16 protein-coding genes are annotated in these 20860 nt (G+C 38.4%); 7 read left to right on the top strand and 9 right to left on the bottom strand.

All coding sequences use genetic code 11. The features are described from left to right. The first annotated feature begins 27 nt into the window (after nucleotides 1-27). Nucleotides 28-381 (top strand): MmcQ/YjbR family DNA-binding protein, encoded by a 354-nt coding sequence (locus OK344_RS09000; protein WP_265144518.1) that lies wholly within the window; start codon nucleotides 28-30, stop codon nucleotides 379-381. On the opposite strand, the gene OK344_RS08995 is transcribed toward OK344_RS09000, so the two are convergent. After that, entirely contained in the window at nucleotides 378-1298 is a 921-nt protein-coding gene (locus OK344_RS08995; RefSeq protein ID WP_265144476.1) for a bifunctional riboflavin kinase/FAD synthetase, read from the bottom strand. The two genes, OK344_RS09000 and OK344_RS08995, sit on opposite strands and share 4 nt — an antisense overlap. 101 nt (nucleotides 1299-1399) lie before the next feature. Between OK344_RS08995 and atpD the strand changes: the two genes are divergently transcribed. Then, nucleotides 1400-2911, top strand: a complete 1512-nt coding sequence (gene atpD / locus OK344_RS08990; RefSeq protein ID WP_265144475.1) for a F0F1 ATP synthase subunit beta — start codon at nucleotides 1400-1402, stop codon at nucleotides 2909-2911. A gap of 73 nt (nucleotides 2912-2984) precedes the next feature. Further along, the gene (locus tag OK344_RS08985) at nucleotides 2985-3266 is read left to right on the top strand and encodes a FoF1 ATP synthase subunit delta/epsilon (protein WP_265144474.1); all 282 of its coding nucleotides are present in this window, start codon (nucleotides 2985-2987) and stop codon (nucleotides 3264-3266) included. A 73-nt stretch (nucleotides 3267-3339) separates the two neighbouring features. Here OK344_RS08985 and OK344_RS08980 read toward each other — a convergent pair whose 3' ends face one another. From OK344_RS08980 to OK344_RS08965, 4 genes are all read right to left on the bottom strand, one after another. Continuing rightward, nucleotides 3340-5529 carry a B12-binding domain-containing radical SAM protein gene (locus OK344_RS08980; protein ID WP_265144473.1) on the bottom strand — a complete coding sequence of 730 codons (2190 nt, stop codon included), beginning with the start codon at nucleotides 5527-5529 and terminating at the stop codon, nucleotides 3340-3342. A 107-nt stretch (nucleotides 5530-5636) separates the two neighbouring features. After that, complete coding sequence (gene rnk / locus OK344_RS08975; RefSeq protein ID WP_265144472.1) at nucleotides 5637-6047, bottom strand: nucleoside diphosphate kinase regulator; 411 nt, start codon at nucleotides 6045-6047, stop codon at nucleotides 5637-5639. 143 nt (nucleotides 6048-6190) lie between these two features. Continuing rightward, nucleotides 6191-7465: an aminotransferase class I/II-fold pyridoxal phosphate-dependent enzyme gene (locus tag OK344_RS08970; RefSeq protein ID WP_265144471.1), complete on the bottom strand. Its 1275-nt coding sequence runs from the start codon at nucleotides 7463-7465 to the stop codon at nucleotides 6191-6193. A 112-nt stretch (nucleotides 7466-7577) separates the two neighbouring features. Next, complete coding sequence (locus tag OK344_RS08965; RefSeq protein ID WP_088469140.1) at nucleotides 7578-8615, bottom strand: PLP-dependent cysteine synthase family protein; 1038 nt, start codon at nucleotides 8613-8615, stop codon at nucleotides 7578-7580. A gap of 202 nt (nucleotides 8616-8817) precedes the next feature. Between OK344_RS08965 and OK344_RS08960 the strand changes: the two genes are divergently transcribed. From OK344_RS08960 to OK344_RS08945, 4 genes are all read left to right on the top strand, one after another. Further along, a complete protein-coding gene (locus OK344_RS08960) occupies nucleotides 8818-12303 on the top strand; it encodes a glycosyltransferase family 117 protein (protein ID WP_265144470.1) in 3486 nt (1161 codons plus the stop codon). A gap of 8 nt (nucleotides 12304-12311) precedes the next feature. After that, nucleotides 12312-12836, top strand: coding sequence for a DUF1697 domain-containing protein (locus OK344_RS08955; RefSeq protein ID WP_265144469.1), 525 nt, complete (start codon nucleotides 12312-12314; stop codon nucleotides 12834-12836). Between the two features lie 122 nt (nucleotides 12837-12958). Next, a complete protein-coding gene (gene kdsA, locus OK344_RS08950) occupies nucleotides 12959-13768 on the top strand; it encodes a 3-deoxy-8-phosphooctulonate synthase (RefSeq protein ID WP_088469143.1) in 810 nt (269 codons plus the stop codon). A 285-nt stretch (nucleotides 13769-14053) separates the two neighbouring features. Further along, nucleotides 14054-16231, top strand: coding sequence for a TonB-dependent receptor plug domain-containing protein (locus OK344_RS08945; protein WP_265144517.1), 2178 nt, complete (start codon nucleotides 14054-14056; stop codon nucleotides 16229-16231). Between the two features lie 57 nt (nucleotides 16232-16288). On the opposite strand, the gene OK344_RS08940 is transcribed toward OK344_RS08945, so the two are convergent. Genes OK344_RS08940 through bamG form a run of 4 tightly spaced genes read right to left on the bottom strand, consistent with a single transcriptional unit; the run spans nucleotide 16289 to nucleotide 20784 of the window. Continuing rightward, the gene (locus OK344_RS08940) at nucleotides 16289-17806 is read right to left on the bottom strand and encodes a carbon-nitrogen hydrolase family protein (RefSeq protein WP_265144468.1); all 1518 of its coding nucleotides are present in this window, start codon (nucleotides 17804-17806) and stop codon (nucleotides 16289-16291) included. A 33-nt stretch (nucleotides 17807-17839) separates the two neighbouring features. After that, nucleotides 17840-18886, bottom strand: coding sequence for an anhydro-N-acetylmuramic acid kinase (locus OK344_RS08935; RefSeq protein ID WP_265144467.1), 1047 nt, complete (start codon nucleotides 18884-18886; stop codon nucleotides 17840-17842). A 29-nt stretch (nucleotides 18887-18915) separates the two neighbouring features. After that, nucleotides 18916-19506: an LPS export ABC transporter periplasmic protein LptC gene (lptC, locus tag OK344_RS08930; protein ID WP_088469146.1), complete on the bottom strand. Its 591-nt coding sequence runs from the start codon at nucleotides 19504-19506 to the stop codon at nucleotides 18916-18918. Nucleotides 19507-19509: 3 nt separating this feature from the next. Beyond that, entirely contained in the window at nucleotides 19510-20784 is a 1275-nt protein-coding gene (bamG, locus tag OK344_RS08925; RefSeq protein ID WP_265144466.1) for a BamG family beta-barrel-assembly machinery protein, read from the bottom strand. Between the last annotated feature and the right edge of the window lie 76 nt (nucleotides 20785-20860).

Raw genomic sequence — 20860 nt, 5'->3', positions numbered from 1 at the left:
AATTTGATTGAATTCTTACTCAAAAATATGGATGCCAACGAAATTCTGGATTACTGTCTTGCCAAAAAAGGAGTCGAAGAAACTTTTCCCTTTGATAAAGAAACTTTGGTGATGAAAGTGGGAGGGAAGATGTTTTTACTGATGTCTTTAGAAAAACAACCTCTTAGTATTGCTGTAAAAACCGATCCGGAGTGGAGCGCAGAACTCCGCGAAAGATATCCTCAGATTACCGGAGCTTATCACATGAACAAAACGCACTGGAATTCGGTGATGTGTGAAGGTTTGAAACGTGAGCTGATTATGAAATTAATCGATTCTTCGTACGAATTGATTTTTGAATCCCTAACGAAAAAAATGAAAGTAGAAGTAGAAAACAGTTAAAATTCGAAATTTTCTGTGAGCTTTTTATCCTCATCAAGCTTCTCAATAAGCTGTTGCAAGCCATCGAATTTTATTTCATCATGTAGAAATTGCCGAAAGTTTACCGAAATGGTTTCACCATAAATATCTGCATTAAAATCCAAAATATAAACCTCTGTCGAAAGCGACCTTCCATCTACCGTTGGATTGGTTCCGATGCTCAGCATTCCTCTGAACTGTTTGTTTTGCACAAAAACATCAACGATATAAGCTCCTTTTTTAGGTAAAAACTTCATCGGATTCACCGAGATATTCGCTGTAGGATAACCAATTGTCCTGCCCAGTTTTTTCCCATGAACTACTTCTCCAGAAACAGAATAAAGATACCCCAGCATTTCATTCGCTGCAGTAATATCAGCATTCATCAGCGCATTTCTAATCTGCGTTGAGCTGATATGTCGGTCCTGAAAATCTACAGCTTCAACCTGCACTACATCAAAACCTAATTCAGAAGACATTTTCTGAAGAAGATTAAAATCGCCACTTCTGTTTTTCCCGAACGTGTGGTCGTAACCGATAATCAAATGCTTCACGTTCAGTTTTTCAACAAGGATCTGTTTCACAAATTCTTCGCCTGTCAAATTCCGGAACGCTTCATCAAATTCTTTCAGAAAAAGATGCTGTACGTTGTTTTTTTCGAGTAGGTAAGTTTTTTCTTCAATCGTATTCAGCAGTTTTAAATCATCAGTCGGGCTGAACACCGTTCTCGGATGAGGCCAAAAGGTAAGAATTGCCGATTCCAGACCTTTGTTTTGGGCAGCGGTATTCAGGTTTTTGATGATGGTTTGATGCCCGCGGTGAACCCCATCAAACATTCCGATGGAAAGTGCCAAGGGAGTTTTCTGGGAATAATCATGAAGATTTTTGATGATTTTCAAAAGAAGAATTTTTGATGGTGCAAATATGATAAAAATCTTCTTTTAAAGCAATTGCAGATTTGGGAACTTTCATTATATTTGCACTCAAGAAAAAATTAGCAATGGCAAACCAAATTAAAGGAAAAATTTCTCAAATTATCGGTCCGGTAATCGACGTAATTTTCGCAGATGCAGCAGAGCTTCCGAAAATCTATGACGCACTGGAAATCACTAAAACTGATGGTAACAAGGTAATTCTTGAAGTAGAACAGCATATTGGCGAAGATTCTGTAAGATGTATCGCAATGGATGCAACCGACGGACTTCAAAGAGGCCAGGAGGTAGTTTCACAAGGCAGACAAATCACAATGCCTACAGGAGAAGGTGTTTACGGACGTCTCTTCAATGTTGTAGGTGATGCTATTGACGGGATTCAGGAAGTTTCTAAAGAAACCGGCGGTTTACCAATTCACAGAGAAGCACCAAAATTCGATCAGCTTTCCACTTCTGCAGAAGTTCTTTTTACAGGAATTAAAGTAATCGACCTTGTAGAGCCTTATGCAAAAGGGGGTAAAATTGGTTTGTTCGGTGGTGCAGGGGTTGGTAAAACAGTATTGATCCAGGAATTGATTAACAATATTGCAAAAGGGCACGGTGGTCTTTCGGTTTTTGCCGGTGTAGGTGAAAGAACCAGAGAAGGAAACGACCTTTTGAGAGAGATGCTTGAGTCAGGCATTATTAAATATGGTGATGAGTTCATGCACTCTATGGAAAATGGAGGTTGGGATTTGTCTAAAGTTGATATGGAAGAAATGAAAGACTCTAAATGTACTTTCGTTTTCGGACAGATGAACGAGCCACCTGGAGCAAGAGCACGTGTTGCACTTTCAGGTCTTACAATTGCGGAATATTTCCGTGACGGGGATGGACAAGGACAGGGAAGAGACGTTCTTTTCTTCGTTGATAACATTTTCCGTTTTACTCAGGCAGGTTCTGAGGTATCTGCACTTCTTGGGCGTATGCCTTCGGCGGTAGGTTACCAACCAACGCTAGCATCTGAAATGGGTGCGATGCAGGAAAGAATTACTTCAACTAAAAACGGTTCCATTACTTCAGTACAGGCGATCTACGTACCTGCGGATGACTTAACTGACCCGGCTCCGGCAACAACGTTTGCTCACTTGGATGCAACTACAGTATTGGACAGAAAAATTGCTTCATTAGGTATTTATCCAGCGGTTGATCCATTGGCTTCAACTTCAAGAATCCTAACTCCAGAAATTTTAGGAGATGAGCATTACGACTGTGCACAGAGAGTAAAAGAAATCTTACAGAAATACAAGGCATTACAGGATATCATCGCGATTCTTGGTATGGAAGAACTTTCAGAAGATGATAAACTTTCAGTTTACCGCGCAAGAAAAGTACAGCGTTTCCTTTCTCAGCCATTCCACGTTGCAGAACAATTTACAGGTTTGAAAGGTGCTTTGGTTGATATCAAAGATACCATCAAAGGGTTCAACATGATCATCGATGGTGAATTGGATCACTTGCCAGAAGCTGCTTTCAACTTGAAAGGAACCATCGAAGAAGCGATTGAAGCTGGAGAGAAAATGTTAGCGGAAAACGCATAAGGAATTTTAAATGCTAAATTTTAGATTTTAGATTAATTTAAAATTTAAAATCTATAATCTATAATTTTAAGAAATGAATATTAAAATTTTAACCCCGGAATTTGTAGTTTTTGAAGGCGATGTAAAATCAGTTTTACTTCCCGGAAAAAATGGCGACTTCCATATCATGAAAGATCACGCCGCGATCGTAGCGTCATTAATCGGTGGTAAAGTAAGAGTTTTTACGAACGAGATTGATGAAAAGTACGCGAAAAATTTCACGAAAGAGAACGATAAAGAAAGCGTATTCTCGTTCCCTGTGAAAAGTGGTGTTATCGAATTCAGTAATAATAAAGGAATTATTCTTGCAGAATAATTAAACTTTGATCATCATAAAAAATCCCGCTCTTTTAAAGATCGGGATTTTTTTATTTGGTTGACATTTTTGCTTAAAGGCTTAAAATAATTCCATTTTCCTTGAGTTGTTTCAAAGGTTTTGAAAACCAAAACAGTTCGAAATCTTCAAAATGATCCTCAAAATTATTCTTAAGGTGTTGAAGTGTCAATTTCTGAGCCTTTTCTATTGAATTTTCTTCCATCACTTTCAAAAGCCAATACGCTTTTTCCTGATCCAGATCAATTTTTACAATATTGGTTTTGAGATGGAAAGTAAGCTGTGTGATTTTTCGTGAATTTCCTTTTTTTGTTTTTATAAAGTCTTGCGCAAGCGGATTATTACTAAGAAAAATTATTTTTGAATTTCCTTTAAATTTAAAGTCATCATCTTCCAAAAGAGCGTCATGAATGTAATCAGGATGAATTGTCGTTCTCGGAATTCTGAAATCAAACCAGTTCTGAAGCGGCATTTCGAAATTGATTCCATGCATGTAATTAAAGAGCGATTTTTTTAATCCGAATCCAAATTTACTGTGATCAATTCCAGTTTCATCAATAAAATCAATATCATTATTGGCAAAGAGAATCTCTTTCTTTTTAGGTTTTACACCGAATTCCTCAGGACTGATTCCGATAGGTGAGTGTGCAGTCATTGAAAACTGATGCCAGAACCCGCTCTGCAGAACTCCCATTTCAAAAAGCTGACGTACCATTTCGAGTGAATCAACCGTTTCCTGAACCGTTTGTGTGGGATAGCCGTACATCAAATAGGAGTGGACCATAATTCCCGCTTCAGTAAAATTCCGCGTAACTCTTGCGACCTGTTCTACTGAAACTCCTTTGTCGATAAGCTTAAGAAGACGGTCGCTGGCAACTTCCAACCCACCGGAAACAGCTACACAGCCAGATAATTTCAGCAGATAACATAAATCTCTGCTGAAATTTTTTTCAAACCTAATGTTTGTCCACCAGGTAACGACTAAATTTCTGCGGAGAATTTCTAAAGCAACTTCCCGCATCAGAGCTGGCGGAGCAGCTTCATCAACGAAATGAAAACCCGTTTCGCCTGTTTCAACAATAAGGTTTTCCATTCTATTTACTAAAATTTTTGCAGCAACAGGCTCATAGATTTTTATATAATCCAAAGAAATATCACAGAATGTGCATTTTCCCCAGTAGCAGCCGTGTGCCATGGTGAGTTTGTTCCAGCGACCGTCGCTCCATAAACTGTGCATAGGATTCGCGATTTCTATGACGGAGATATAGTTTTGGAGCTGCAAATCGGAATAATCGGGAGTTCCGATTTCAGACTGTTTATAGTCTGTTTTAAGGGAATTATTCTGATAGATTACTTCGCCATTTTCAAGCAGAAAAGTTCTTTTATAATTTCCTAAGTCTCCCTGATTACTGAGGTTTTGATGCAAAAGTTCAATCGGAAGTTCGCCGTCATCTAGGGTAATATAATCGAAAAATTCAAAAACTCTTTTGTCTTTTAATTCTCTTAGTTCGGTATTTGGAAAGCCGCCGCCCATGGCAACCTTTGTTTCTGGGTAATTTTGTTTGATAAATTTTGCACATCGAAACGCAGAATATAAATTTCCCGGAAAAGGAACCGAAAAACAAACCATTTTCGGTTGTATGGATTCCATTTTTTCTTTGAGGATTGCTAACGTAATTTCATCAATGAAAGTAGGGGAATCAGAAAGTTTTTCATAGAGTTCATCAAAGGAATTCGCGCTGCGTCCCAAGCGTTCTGCATATCGACTGAATCCGAAATTCTCATCAATACATTCAACAATAAAATCTGCAATATCTTCTAAATAAAGCGTGCAGAGATGTTTGGCTTTGTCTTGCAAGCCCATGTTTCCGAAAGCAAAATCCAAATCATCAATCGTATTGAAACGCGACGCTTCGGGCAGAAAATTCATGCTGCAAACCTGTCTCGCTAAAGTGGGATTGTGACCCTGCAAAAATAGTATAACCTGTTCAATGGTTTTGATGTATTCATCCTTCAAAGCCAAGATTCGCCTGGCATTTTCTGAAAGTTTCTGTACTTCCAATTTTTTACTAAATACATTCTGAAGACCGTGTTGAGAAAAAACCTTCAAAATAACTTCAATTCCCAAATCCATCTGAAAATTTGCGATTTCTTTGGTGTTAAGAAAGCCTTTTAAATAAGCTGTGGCAGGGTATGGGGTGTTGAGCTGCGTAAAAGGTGGCGTGATGAGCAGAAGTTCTTTCAAAGGAATATTTTTGCAAATTTAAATCTTTCAGATTAAAGATCCCTTTATTACAGAAACCGCCAGCGGAAACCGGCGGTTTTGAATCTTGTTATATGGATTTTGCGTTCTTACAAATCAAAATCTCCGGCAGCTTCGGGCTGGTAAATAATCTCATCGATGATAATTTTAGTCATTCCGGAAGGCACAATCCAGTCGATTTCATCATTAACTCCGTAACCGATTAAAGCGGCAGCAACAGGAGAAAAAATAGAAACTTTGCCATTTTTGAAATCTGCCTGTGCAGGATATACAATCTGAAACTGCATTTCTTTGTTATTGTTTTCGAAATGAAATTTTACAATAGAATTCATCGTCACTATATCTGAAGGTATTTCTTCTGAAGGAACTACTTTAGCAGAATGCAGTTCTTTCAATAACTTTTCTGCTTCCTCTTTTTTAATGCTGTTGTTTTGTTTAGCATCACTGATGGATTTATGAATTCTGGTGAAATCGTTTTTTGTGATTAAAATTTGTTTCATCTTGCTATTTTTTTAATATATGTGATTAATTTATAATTCGATATGCTTGCATTATTGTTAACATTAAATACTGACATTCGGGTAATATAAAACCGCCTGAATTTTTCAGGCGGCTTATATAAAAATATAAATACTGAAAAATTCTATGTTGATTTAAAGGATAAACCCTTTTCTTCAAGTAATTTTTGCTCTTGCTCTTTGTAGAATCCGGAGGTTAATTTATCGTGGATCGCATCGAAAGCATCCAGGGTTTCATTAATCTCAGCATCAGTGTGCGATGCGGTTGGGATAAGTCTTAGTAGAATCATTCCTTTAGGAATTACCGGATAAATTACTACTGAAGTGAAGATTCCATAGTTTTCTCTAAGGTCTTTTACCAGAAGGGTAGCTTCTACAGTAGAGCCTTCCATCATTACAGGGGTTACGCAGGTATCTGTACCGCCAATATTGAAACCTCTTTCGATTAATCCGTTCTGTAGTTCATTTACGTTTTCCCAAAGTTTAGCTTTGATTTCAGGTCTTGAACGCAGAAGTTCCAGTCTCTTCAAACCACCAATTACCATTGGCATTGTTAAAGATTTTGCAAAAACCTGAGAACGTAAATTGTATTTTAAAATTCTGATAATATCGGCATCACCGGCGATAAATGCACCGAAACCAGCCATTGATTTTGCAAAAGTTGAAAAATAAACATCGATTTGATCCTGGCAACCTTGCTCTTCACCAGCACCTGCGCCGGTTTTTCCTAAAGTTCCAAAACCATGGGCATCATCTACCAAAAGTCTGAAGTTAAATTTAGATTTTAACTCGCAGATTTCTTTGAGTTTTCCCTGCATTCCGCGCATTCCGAAAACGCCTTCAGTAATAACTAAAATTCCGCCACCTTGTTCTTCTGCTACTTTTGTCGCACGAGCGAGATTTTTCTCTAAACTCGCAATGTCATTATGTTTATAAGTGAAGCTTTTCCCCATGTGAAGGCGTACACCATCAACGATACAGGCGTGTGAGTCGGCATCATAAACAATAACATCATGTCTTCCGACCAATGCGTCGATGGTAGAAACCATTCCCTGATAACCGAAGTTTAAAAGATATGCTGATTCTTTACCTACAAATTCCGCAAGCTCTTTTTCTAACTGCTGGTGCTGTTCAGTTTCGCCAGACATGGCGCGTGCACCCATCGGATAGAACATACCGAATTCTGCTGCAGCTTTCGCGTCTGCTTCTAAAACCTCGGGATGGTTGCAAAGTCCCAAATAATCATTTGCACTCCAGAAAACAACTTCTCTGCCCTGAAACCTCATTCTTGGGCCAATAGGTCCTTCTAATTTAGGAAAAACGAAATATCCTTCTGCGTAATCTGCAAACTGCCCGAGCGGTCCTGGATTTTGACGTAACCGATCAAAAATATCTGTCATTATTTTATAAGATTTTTGTAATTTTTATATAGAGAACAAAGTTAACAAAATTTGACCAAAAAAAACCTTTTTGCAGGCTACAAAAAGGTTGTTATGTAAATTTTTAGTTTAATTACGAGATAATTTCTGTTTTATAAACTTCGTCGTAATTATGAACACAGTTATTGATGAATCCCTGTTCTTCCATCCACTGATCACTGTAAACCTTAGTGATGTATCGTGAACCGTGATCCGGATAAATTGCAACCACTACATCGTCTTTCGAAAATTCGTTTGCACTTGCGTACTGCAAAAGTCCCTGCGTTACTGCACCAGTAGTGTATCCTCCCATAATGGCCTCTTTCAGGGCGATTTCACGTGTTCTGTAAGCGGACATTTCGTCGTTAACCCTAACAAATTCATCTACTTTATCGAATAATAATGCTGCAGGAATAAGATTTTTTCCCATGCCTTCGATTTGGTAAGGATGAATTTCATCTTTATTGATTTTTCCTGTTTCGTGGAAACCTTTTAAGATTGAACCGGAAGCATCAACACCAATAACTTTAATGTTAGGATTTTTCTCTTTTAAGAATTTTGCTGAACCTGATAAAGTTCCGCCAGTTCCTGTGCAGGCAATAAGATGCGTTATTTTTCCGCCGGTCTGTTCCCAAATTTCGGGTCCGGTTGTTTGGTAATGTGCATCAATATTGAGTTCATTGAAATATTGGTTGATGTAAATGGAATCAGGAGTTTCTGAAGCGATTCTTTTAGCAACTTCGTAATAAGACCTGGGATCATCAGCCGCAACATTCGCAGGGCAGATGTAAACTGTAGCGCCTAAAGCTTTCAGGTACGCAATTTTCTCCTTTTTTGTTTTGTTGCTTACGGCAAGAATACATTTATAACCTTTGATGATACAAACCATCGCAATGGAAAATCCGGTATTGCCGGATGTAGTTTCAACAATAGTTGAACCCGGTTTTATAAGGCCCTTTCTTTCCGCAGCTTCTATAATGTGAACTGCAATTCTGTCTTTGGTAGAATGGCCGGGATTATAAGATTCAAGTTTAGCATAAACTGTTGCTGGTATGTCTTTGGTAACCGAATTGAGTTTTACCAATGGGGTGTTGCCAATTAAGCCAAGAATGTTATCGTGAACATTAGTCATTTTTCGTCATTTTTCTCTATAAAACCGTCTGCAAAAATACTAAAAAATAAATAATACAACAATTTAAACAGTTTTTTCTGATTTGCAGAACAATAGAAATGTATTTTTCATAAACCACACTCGATGCACATTCACTTAATCTTTGTTAAATTATAAAGATAATTAAAGAAAAACCTTATTTTCGCAACATTGAATATTTTTTATGAAAAATTGGTCTTTTAAACAATGGAATACCATTTTAGGATGGGTTATTTTTGCGATCGCTTTTGTTACCTATTTATCAACGATAGAGCATAATTTCAGTTTTTGGGATACGGGAGAATATATCGCTTCCGCTACAAAACTGGAGGTTACACATGCACCAGGCGCAGCACTTTTTCAGCTTGTAGGAGCGGTTGCGGCTATGTTTGCCTTCGGAAACGGAGAAAATTATTCTATTGTGATCAACGCGATGTCGGCACTGTTCAGTGCAGTTACGGTCCTTTTTCTCTTTTGGATCATCACGCATCTGGTGCGCAGACTTCTGAATAAAGATTTCAATGAAATTACAAAACATCAGGAAATTGCCATTTTATTCGCAGGAGCGATTGGAGCTTTAAGTTTTACTTTTTCCGACACCTTCTGGTTTTCTGCTGTTGAAGGCGAAGTTTACTCGATGGCTACCTTGTTTATCGCTCTTTTACTTTGGCTCATTACCAAATGGGAAAACGAGTATCATGACTCCGACAACGAACGGTGGATCATCTTAATTTTCTTCGTAACCGGGCTTTCTGTGGGTGTTCACATGATGTGTATGCTTGCAATTCCAGCTGTATGTTTAATTTATTATGCAAGAAACTATACCTTTACCTGGAAAAGTTTTCTTTGGGCAAACGTATTCACTTTAATTATTTTAGGAATTGTATTTAAAGGAATTTTCCCTTTAATCATGACACTTTTCGGTAAAATGGAAATTTTTGCAGTTAACGGAATTGGTCTTCCTTTCCATTCCGGAACCATCATCGCATTTATTTTGTTATTTGCGTTCTGCTATTTTGCCATTAATTACGCTAAAAAATCAAGAAAAAGTATTTATCAAACTGCCGCTTTATCCGTAGTTTATATGGTGATTGGTTTTTCCTGCTGGATGGTGATTCCGATTCGCGCTATTGCAAATCCTCCGATGAACCTTAATAATCCTGATAACGCGATTGGAATGCTCGATTATTATAACCGTGAGCAATACGGCGATTGGCCGACTTCTTACGGACAGAATTATACAGCATATCTTGACGCCAACGGAATTCAGAAAAATGAAGACGGAAGCTATAAGACCGAGAAAACAGGCGATGTATATGAAAAAGATGAACAAACCGGTACTTACAGAAAAGTAGGAGACCGTTATAACTACGTTTACAGCAAAGCTCATGTTGGTTTTATGCCGAGAATGTTCAATGAAGATCAGGGAGTGATGGCCAACTATATCTCGATGTACGGCGCACCGGATTTTTCATTCAATTATGACAACGAAGACGTTGCCGACAGTCCGGAAGCAAAACAGATTTACGAGGAATTACGCCAGAAGTATGAAGAGGGAACCATTAAAGTTGAAGATTATCTGAAGGTAAAACCTTATAATTTAATCAACGTTCAGAAGCCTTCTTTAGCACAGAATTTAGATTACTTTTTCACCTTCCAGAACGGCTATTATTTTGTGCGATATCTGATGTGGAATTTTGTTGGAAGACAAAATGATCTTGAAGGTCACATGGAAAACAACCGCGGAAACTGGATTTCAGGGATTCCTTTTGTTGATAATGCCTTGTGGGGTGACCAAAGCAAAATGCCTGCAAAATTCAAAAATGAAAGTACTGTTGCGTTTTTCTTTTTACCGCTTTTATTGGGTCTAATTGGTTTTTTCTTCCAGCTGAACCGAGATTTCGGTAGATTTTATGCGATACTTTCGCTTTTTGTCATCACCAGTGTCGGAATTATTTTTTATACCGGAGTGAAGCCCTTCGAAGTTCGCGAAAGAGATTATGCGATGGTGGGGTCATTTTTCGCATTTTCCATATGGATTGGACTTGGCGCCGCAGCGATCCTGTGGTTTATTCAGGAAAAAGTAAAATCGAATGCTGTGAATGTAGTTGCAGGAATTGTACTGATGGGAATACCTTTCATGATGGGTTTCCAGAACTATAATGTACACGACAGAAGCGGAAGAAGCGCGGCTTACGATTATGCGTATTCAACACTGAAATCGCTTCCGAAAAATGATATCCTTTTTGTATATGGCGATAATGACACGTACCCGATTTGGGGAATGCAGGAAACTTCGGGCATGCGCGATGATGTGAAAGTCGTGAATTTCACCTTGCTTTCAACCCCGTGGAATATCGATCAGGTGAAGAGAAGAACGTATAATTCGATGCCTGTGCCGTCAGTATTAAATCATGAAGATTACCGCGATGGAACCAACGATCAGATTTACCTTATGAGTCCGGAAGACTGGAAGAACGTTTTTGCCAACCTGAAAGATCAGGGCGCTCCGGAAACGGCTTTTGCAGGATTCAGGAAGTTTATGACTCAGGATTCTATGACGATGAAAGAAGCAATAGATTTCATTAAAGTAAAGTCTGAGGATAAAGATGAAATCCTAAAAATGCTCTTTGGTGAAGCTAAATATGAGAAATTCAATTTCCTGCCGGTTTCAAAATTTATTTTGCCGGTAAACAAAGCCAATGCAGTGAAATCGGGTACAATTGAAGCAAAAGATGCAGCGCTGGCTGTTGACCATATTACCATCAATTACAAGAGCAACAGTATGTTTAAAAATAATTTGATTCTGCTGGATATTCTTGCCAATTTCGACTGGAATAGGCCAATCAATTTCAGTACGGGCGGAATTTACGATCCTGAAAACATTTTTTATCTTGGAGATTATCTGCAGTTCGACGGTTTCAGTTACCGCCTGGTTCCCATCAACACTCCGGAACGTGAAGACGGGGAAATGGGAAGAGTAAATGCAAATTCGCTTTATAACACCGTAAAAAATTACCGTTGGGGGAATTTCAAAGATTTAAATGTTCATTTCGATGAAACCTGCACCCAGAATATTGTGAGCTACAGAAGTTCCGCAAGCCGAGCTGCTGAAGCTTTGGCGCTTTCCGGCCAGAAATCAAAAGCCCTTGAAGTTCTGGATTTGGCTTCACGCGAGATTCCTGTGGAGAAATACAACGATCCGAGATCATTGAGCTCAATGGTTTACGGATATATCGTTGCCGGCCAGGAAGCGAAAGGAATTAAACTTGCCGAAGAACTTAAAAAGGGAATTTTCACCGAATACGATTATTACACCAGTCTTTCGCCCGAAGAACAGCGTTTCGCCGGAAAACAGATGCGTACAAAACCAATGGAATATTCACTGGTGGTAGGAGCGGTTTCAGATGCATATAATAAATTGGGGCAAAAAGAAAAAGGATATCAGTATCTTTTAAAATCCATTGAAACGGTTGATAAACGCTTCAATGATTTCGTGAAAAATCTGCAGACAATGGGTAAAGAAAAGGCGTTCAGAGAATCTGAAAAAGTGCAGGTTATTACTCCTTTTTATACCTATTTATTTGATGTGATGAATCCTTATGATTCTACGTATTCTAAAGAAAAAGAAGCCCAGATCACCAATGCGATGATGAAGGCTACGCAATAAATTTTCAGATGAAATACTGTGCTTTTCTCCGCGGTGTCAACGTAAACGGAACTTCCATGAAAATGGCGGAAGTGATGAACGTTTTTACTGACGCTGGAATGAAGGAGGTAAGTAGCGTTTTGGCTTCCGGAAATATTCTATTCTCATCAGATAAAAAACCTTCGGAGCTGAAGAACATTTTGGAGAAATCAATGTCAGAGTATTTCGATTATGAAGCTTTTCTTTTCCTTAAAAACGAGAACGAAATTTCAGAAATTGTAAATAATAATCCTTTCACCAAAGCCGAAGATTTTCATATTTATGCGTTTGTAGGTATTGAAGATGTTGAAACTCTTTTGATGGAAGAATTTTCGAAATCGGATAAGGCAGAAAACGAAAAAGCCCAAATTGTTGCAGATACATTTTACTGGCAAATTCAAAAAGGAAATACTTTAGGTTCGACTTTCGGGAAAGTTTTAGGAAAAAAGAAATTGAAAGACAAAATTACTTCCCGAAACATCAATACTTTCGAAAGAATTCTCAAAAAATTATAAAGTTGCTGTAATTTATACTTTAAACGGGCTAATGCCCGTTTTTTCTTTTTCGCTCAGCAAAACCATTGCTCCGAAACTGCAAAAAATTTCCGTATTTTTGTTAAATTAAAATTTGAATAAATATGATTCAATACTTAGAAAACATTCAGCATAAAGATTCCAAAAACTTCTTTCTCATTGCCGGTCCATGCATCATTGAAGGTGAAGACATGGCGCTGCGAATCGCAGAGAAAGTAGTAGAACTTACCAATAAATATGAAATCCCTTACATCTTCAAAGGCAGTTTTAAAAAAGCTAACCGAAGCCGTGTAGATTCATTTACTACAATTGGCGAAGAAAAATCTCTGGAAATTCTGAAAAAAGTGGGAGAGACTTTCAATATTCCCACCACCACAGATATTCACGAAAACGAACATGCCGCTTTGGCTGCCCATTATGTTGATGTTCTGCAGATTCCGGCTTTTTTGGTTCGCCAAACCGATTTGTTGGTCGCCGCTGCAAAAACAAATAAATGTGTTACGCTGAAAAAAGGGCAGTTTCTATCCCCAGAATCCATGAAATTTGCTGTAGAAAAAGTGACAGATTCCGGAAACCCTAAAACCGCCATCATCGAACGTGGAAATTCTTTCGGTTACACCGATTTGGTAGTCGATTTCAGAGGAATTCCTACGATGCAGAATTATGCGCCGGTAATTTTGGATGTAACCCATTCGCTGCAGCAGCCCAACCAAAATTCAGGTGTTACAGGCGGCCGCCCGGAACTGATTGAAACCATTGCAAAAGCAGGAATCGCTGTAGGTGCAGACGGACTTTTCATTGAAACGCATCCTGATCCAAGTTGCGCACTTTCAGATGGGGCAAATATGCTTAAACTTGATAAACTTGAAGATTTACTGCAAAAATTAACAAGAGTTCGGCAAGCCATTATTTAATTTTGTTATCTTTAAAAACCTAAATTTCCTGCATTGAAAAAAACACTTTTACTCCTTGCATTTGCGCCCATTTTTGCGTTTTCGCAAATCAGTCTGAAGGTTTTAGATGAAAACGGCGCTCCGGTTTCTCAGGCCAACGTATCTTATAACAACCAGAATTTTCTTACCGATAAAAATGGGTTTTTAAAGATTCCGATTGCTGATACAGAGCAGGTTCTTACTGTTCAGAAAGAAAATTTCAGAAACTTTTCCAAAACGGTTAAAACAACGCCTAAAGTTCAAAATATCAATGTTCTTTTTGTAAATGCTGAGAGAGAAACACAGATTCAAGAAGTGGTTTTTCAGAAAAAAGGAAAACCTAAAGTAACAGATTTAACTTCTATAGAAATTTCTGCAAAAGAGGCGCAGCAGGTGGCTTCACTTTCAGGTGGGGTTGAGGGACTCATCAAAACTTTGCCCTCGGTAAACTCGAATACCGAACTTTCGTCTCAATATATGGTTCGCGGTGGAAACTATGATGAAAATCTTATTTACATCAATGATATTGAAATTTACCGTCCGTTTCTTATCCGGAATTCCCTTCAGGAAGGGATGAGCATCATTAATCCCGACATGGTGCAGGCAATTAATTTTTCTGCCGGAGGTTTTGAAGCAAAATATGGTGATAAAATGTCTTCAGCCCTGAATATTTATTACAGACAACCTACAAAATTTGAAGTTTCGGGAGAGGCAAGTTTAATTGGAGGCAGGCTTTCAACGGGATTTGCAAGCAAGAATAAAAAGCTTTCTGCCTTGTTTTCCGGAAGATACAGAAATACGAATCTTGTTCTGAATACTTTGAATGAAGATACCGATTTCAATCCTCAGTACATGGATTTTCAGTCGTATATCAATTATAAACTGAACGATAAATGGGATTTTTCTTTTATCGGTTACTGGAGTAAAAACGATTACGAAATGGTTCCTAAAGTAAAGGAAGTGGATTTCGGAAGTTTGCAGACCCCTTTAAAACTGAGCGTTTTCTACAACGGAAAAGAAGACGATCAGTATAAAAATATGATGGGTACAGCATCCATCAATTTCAAACCCAATAAAAAGTGGACTTTCACGCTCGATAATTTTGCGTACCAAAACCGCGAGCGAGAATATTACACGATTGCCTCTGCCTACTTGCTGCAGACTTTTGACCCGATTACGGGAGCTCCTATAACCTCTTACGATGTTGGTGGGCAAATCGATCATGCAAGAAACGATTTATTGGTAAAAACCTACGGTTCACAACTGAAAACACGTTTTTCACCTGATGTAAATACCGATTTCGAGGTAGGTTTAAAATTCGAAAAAGAAAACCTGAAAGACTTCACCAACGAATGGCAGCTTGTAGATTCTTTGGGTTACAGTACGCCGAGAGATTACACCAATCCTGGTGTTCTGGATCCTTCGCAGCTTCGTTTGCGTTATAATATTGCAGGTACAAATCATATTGAGCCTACAAGACTTTCAGGATATGCACAGTTTTCAAAGAAATTTTACTGGGGTGAAAACAGGGTTTTCCTGAATGCAGGAGTTCGTGCTTCTCACTGGGATTTTAATGATGAAACCATCATTTCTCCAAGAGCACAGTTTGCCATAAAACCCAACTGGGATATGGATATGCTCTTTAAAATTTCCGGAGGGATTTATTACCAGTCGCCATTTTATAAAGAAATCAAGGATCTGGACGGAAACTTTAATTCCAATATTAAATCCCAGCGTTCTATGCAGGTCATTTTATCCAATGATTACGAGTTCCGCATGGTTGACAGACCTTTCAAACTAACGACTGAGGCTTATTACAAGAAAATGGATAATTTAATCCCATATTATTTGGATAATGTGAGAATCCGTTATTCCGGTGAAAACAATGCAGAAGGATATGCCTATGGACTCGATACCCGTTTGTTTGGTGAATTTGTTCCGGGTGTGGATTCTTGGATTTCTGCAAGTTACGCCCGGGTTTACGAAAATATTGAGGGAAAAGGAAATATCCCAAGACCTACAGATCCGCGGTTCAGGTTTTCGATGTTTTATCAGGATTATATGCCGAAATTCCCATCAATGCGGGTAAATCTAACTTTAACTTATGCCAACGGACTACCTTCAGGAACACCAATTTCTTTAGACGAAAACGGAAAGCCTATTTCCGAAGCTCCCTATAGATACCAAAGGACTTTACCTTCTTATAAAAGAGTTGACATCGGTTTATCTAAAGTTTTCATTGATCAAAAAGACAATAAAGTTAACTCAGGATTCTGGAGCAATTTCAATGAACTGGTTTTAGGTGTTCAGATTTTCAATGCATTCAATATCAGCAATACGGTTGCAAACCAGTGGGTGAATGATGTTACTACAGGTTACAACTATCCGGTTCCGGTACGGTTGACAGGCAGATTCTTCAACGTAAAACTTGAATTTAAGCTTTAAAAAAGAATTTTAAAACATAAAAAATCCCGAGACTGAAACAGTTTCGGGATTTTATTTTTATTCTGTATCACTGTTATAATTCACCGTGTCGTACAAATCCAATCTGCGGTCTGTCATTGTCCGCACAGCGCCATAATGATGCAGTTCTTTCAGTAGATTCAGATCTACATCTACAATCAGTGTCGTTTCTGTATTCGCGGTAGCTTCCCCTTTAATGGCATTAGACGGAAAAGCAAAATCCGAAGGCGTAAAAACCGCCGCCTGGCCGAACTGGATATCCATATTATTTACACCCGGCAAATTCCCGACACACCCGGCGATTGCAACGTAGCATTCATTTTCTATAGCTCTTGCCGCCGCGCAGTGACGAACGCGGGTGTAGGCATTTTGGGTATCGGTTAAATAAGGAACAAATAAAATTTTCATCCCCTGATCTGCTAAAATCCTTGGCAGTTCCGGAAATTCCACATCATAACAGATCACCAATCCCACTTTTCCACAATCGGTGTCGATGACTTTGATCTCGTTGCCGCCTTTCATCCCGTAATATTTTTTCTCATTGGGTGTGATGTGAATTTTTCTGTGTTCATCAATTTTTCCGTCACGGTGAAGCAGGTAGCTGATGTTGTAAAGTTCACCATCTTCTACAATTGGCATACTTCCGCCAACGATATTGATGTTGTAACCGATGGCAAATTCCGAAAGTTTCAGTTTGATTTCTTCCGTTAACTCAGCGAGTTTGAACATACTTTCACGTTCCGACAGATGATTGAAAGGAGCAAGTAAAGGTGTGTTGAAAAGTTCCGGGAACATGATGAAATCCGATTTATAATCTGCCATCACATTCACGAAAAACTCTACCTGCTCAAAAAACGCATCCAGATTTTTAAAATGCCTCATCTGCCACTGAACCAAACCCAGACGAATGACAGAATCCTGCATTGTATTGGGCTTTTTGCTGTAATAAATGTTGTTCCACTGAAGCAACACCGCGTTTTGTTCAGAATGCTGATCTTCCGGTAAATAATTTTTGAGAATTCTTACTGGCAGAAAATTATTGGCGAGTTGAAAGCTTAACACCGGATCATAAATTTCTTTATTTCTTACTTTCTGGATATAGGCTCTTGGCGAAAGTTCCGAGCTGTACAGGTGATAATTCGGAATTCTGCCGCCAACCATTATCGATTTTAAGTTGAGTGTTTCGCAAAGTTCTTTCCTTACATCATAAAGTCTTCTGGCAAGGCGAAGTTTTCTGAATTCGGGATCTACAAAAACTTCAATTCCGTACAAAACATTTCCGGTTTCCGAATGGGTGTTAAAGGTGTAATTTCCTGTGATTTCCTTGTATGTATGATCGTCTCCATACAGCTCGTACTGTACGATGAGTGATAGTGCAACCGCCGCAATTTTGCCATCCACAGTAATGCAAATCTGTCCGTCACGGAAAATCCGGATCAGCTTTTGGATGCTTTTTTTAGACCAAATGTTCTCCGACATTGCCGGATAGGCTTTCTGCATGGTTTCTTTAAGCTCATCATAATCTTCAATGGCCAGTTTTCTGATGTCTATCTGCATATATTTTATGTTTTTTGAATTAAAATTTTCTGATCAAACAATTAGTCCGGACGAATGGTCGGCAGTGCTTCCCGTTGCAGAGCAAAGTACATTGATTTCGTTATTCATCCTCAAAACTCCCATGAATGCGAAAATAAGCGCTTCTTTGAAATCGATGAGTTCAGGTGCAGGGATTTTTATTTCCGTTGATGATTTGGTTTTAATACGCTCAATTAAATAAGTGTTGTACGTACCGCCACCTGTAAACAAAACGTTTTTAAACTGATAATGATTAAAAACCTGAGCAATTTGCCCGGATGCATGTTCGGTGAATGTTGTCAGAATATTCTCCGGCGTTTCATTTTCCAGCAAAGGAATGATGTTTTTGTTTACCCATTCGATTCCTAAAGATTTGGGATGATTTTCTTTGTAAAACGGAAGAGCATTTAAAGATTTTAAAATCATTTCGTTTACTTTACCGTTTCTTGCAATATTTCCGTTGTCATCGTAATTTTTCCCGAGAACGGCGGCGTATTTGTTGAGAACAATATTTACCGGGCAAATATCAAAAGCGATTCTTTTTCCTTCTTGTTTGGTAGAAATATTCGAAAATCCGCCAATATTAAGGGAAGCGTCGAATTCAGAAAAAAGCAGTTCATCACCAATCGGTACGAGCGGCGCGCCGTTGCCTCCCATAAGCACATCCTGGCTACGGAAATCGTACACAGTTGGAATATTATTTAAAATCTTAATTGCCCTTCCATCACCAATCTGTAAAGTAAATTTGCGTTGTGGCTGATGGAAAACTGTGTGACCGTGAGATGCAATTAAATCGATTTCCGTTAATGAATTTTTGGAGATAAATTCCTTTACTTTTTGACCAAGATAGAAGCCATAATCAGCATTCAGGGCTAATAATTCATCAGGTTTTAAGTGAATTGCACTGTTGAGTTTTTCTGCCCAATCAGAAGGATAGGGTAGTGTCTCAGCATGAAGAATACTGTAGTTCCATTCGGAATTAAGGTGCTGAAATTTGGCAAAACAAATATCAAGTCCATCGAGGCTTGTTCCCGACATTAACCCGATTGTGTGAAAGGTCATAAGAAAAGATTTTTTCGAATTTACGAAAATTATCTTCCTTTTTCTGGGATTTTTTTTGCGTTGATGTTGCCGGAATTGTTGTAGAAGGTATATTCGGAGAAATCGTCCTTAGCTTTCATACCGTTTGCGCCTACAAGTGTGGAGCCATCTTTATCGGTAACATATACTGTATCCGAAGTATAAATCAGTCTTTTATTCTGATCCCAAAATACCGACTGCATTGCGAACATCTGATTTTCGTTCGTAGTTATTCTTACATTTCCTTTGGCCTCGTAAAACTTCTTTTTTTCGTTGAATTTGGCAAAATTCGCTTTTATTTTTCCGGGCTCTTTAGGTTTTTTCTTGTCGTAAAAAAGAATATTGATTCCTTTTCTTGCTACAATATATGGCGAGTCAATAAATTCGAATTTCTCGATAAGTGGTGCGGTAGCACGTAATTTAATCATTCCCGAATCACGCTGCACAATATTGGCGTTGTTGATGATCTGCGAAGGGAAGTTGGTGTTGTTGTTTTTATTAATCGCCGTTAAATCTTCATCACAGGAAATTAAACCAAAAAATATAGCACAACCCAGTAGGGCGGCTATATTTTTATAGAATATTTTAAGAAGAAAATTCATTTCTTAATCATAAAGACGTTTATTAAACCATTTATCGGCGAAATTTAGTCCGATTCTCAGGTTTACAAAATTCTGGCGAATCATATTATTTTCCAGCGTTCCTCTTTTTCCGATTTCCAAACCAAGGTCGATACCACTCATTCTGGCTGCGCTCCGGTTTTCGAAAGGCAAACTAACACCTCCTGTTATAGCAAACTGATTGATATTGGTTCCGTTGAATGATAGATTTCCTTTTTCGTAATAAGCTCCGTAACGGTAAGTTACTCTCGAGAAATAATTTCTGAAGTTATTGAAGTTTGGCAGATACCAACCTCCGGCTGCAATTCTGTAAGAATTTTGGTTCGTGAAAGGCTGTCCTAAAAACTGAATGGTTTCGCCCTTTTTATAGTCAACCTGCGTTCCTACAAACCATTTCGCATCGCGGCCATAACCGGCACCGAAAGAAAATTCCATTGGAATAAGGTTTTTATCTGTACTGAAATCCTCGTCAATAATGCTAATATTTTCTTTTTGATTTCCTGTACTGTAATAATAGGTGCTGTTGGTATAACTGGTTTCCATTTCACCGGTGTTCCCGAAGGTGTAAGTTGCCCCTAACGTTAGTTTTCTGTCGGTACCAAATTTTTTCTGATACGCAGATCCCAGGGTGAAATTGAAGGTTTTGATCTTATTTTTGGTTTCGTACCCATTAATCAACTCCGCGTTGGAATAGGTGAGTTCATTGATATCATATAAATTTCCGAAGTAGAAATTTGTTCTGAATCCTAAACCAAGTTCGGGAGAAATCTGATAAGATAATGCTGCCTGAACCGTACTTAATGTACCCTCACCACGGAAGATATTTGCCCTTTTAACCTCATCCGCCAAATCTTCCTGAATAAGGACCGAATATTTTTTGGAACTGTAAGGCTGGTAACCCATTCCAAATTTTACTTTTGGCGATAAAGGGAAAGCAATGGCAATATTAGAGAGATAAGAAGAATGTTTGGTAACATTCGAATTATCGTAATCGGATTTGAAAAAATTATTTTCGTTGGTTCCCTCAACTTTTATGGTGGTAAGTTCTAAATTTTTATTTGCACCAGGATTGGCAAAATTAAAATTATTATTGAAATCCCAGATATAAGCAGTAGAAATGCCACCCATCGCATTCACATCAGTGGTGTTATCGTATTTCACATCCCCGATTCCGAAGGCAGCGTAAGGAGAATTACCAATCGTTTGAGCATTCAGGAAAAATCCCGCTGCTGCGAGTGGTAATACAAAAAATCTTTTCATTCTCTATTTTTAAAAATAATGCGCAAATATCTTAAATAATACTGAATTGAGGAAATTTACTTTGGTTAAAGTTTGT

The organism is Kaistella yananensis (assembly GCF_026107505.2).
In the GTDB taxonomy this organism is placed as follows: domain Bacteria; phylum Bacteroidota; class Bacteroidia; order Flavobacteriales; family Weeksellaceae; genus Kaistella; species Kaistella yananensis.
This window is presented reverse-complemented; position numbering and strand designations above follow the sequence as displayed.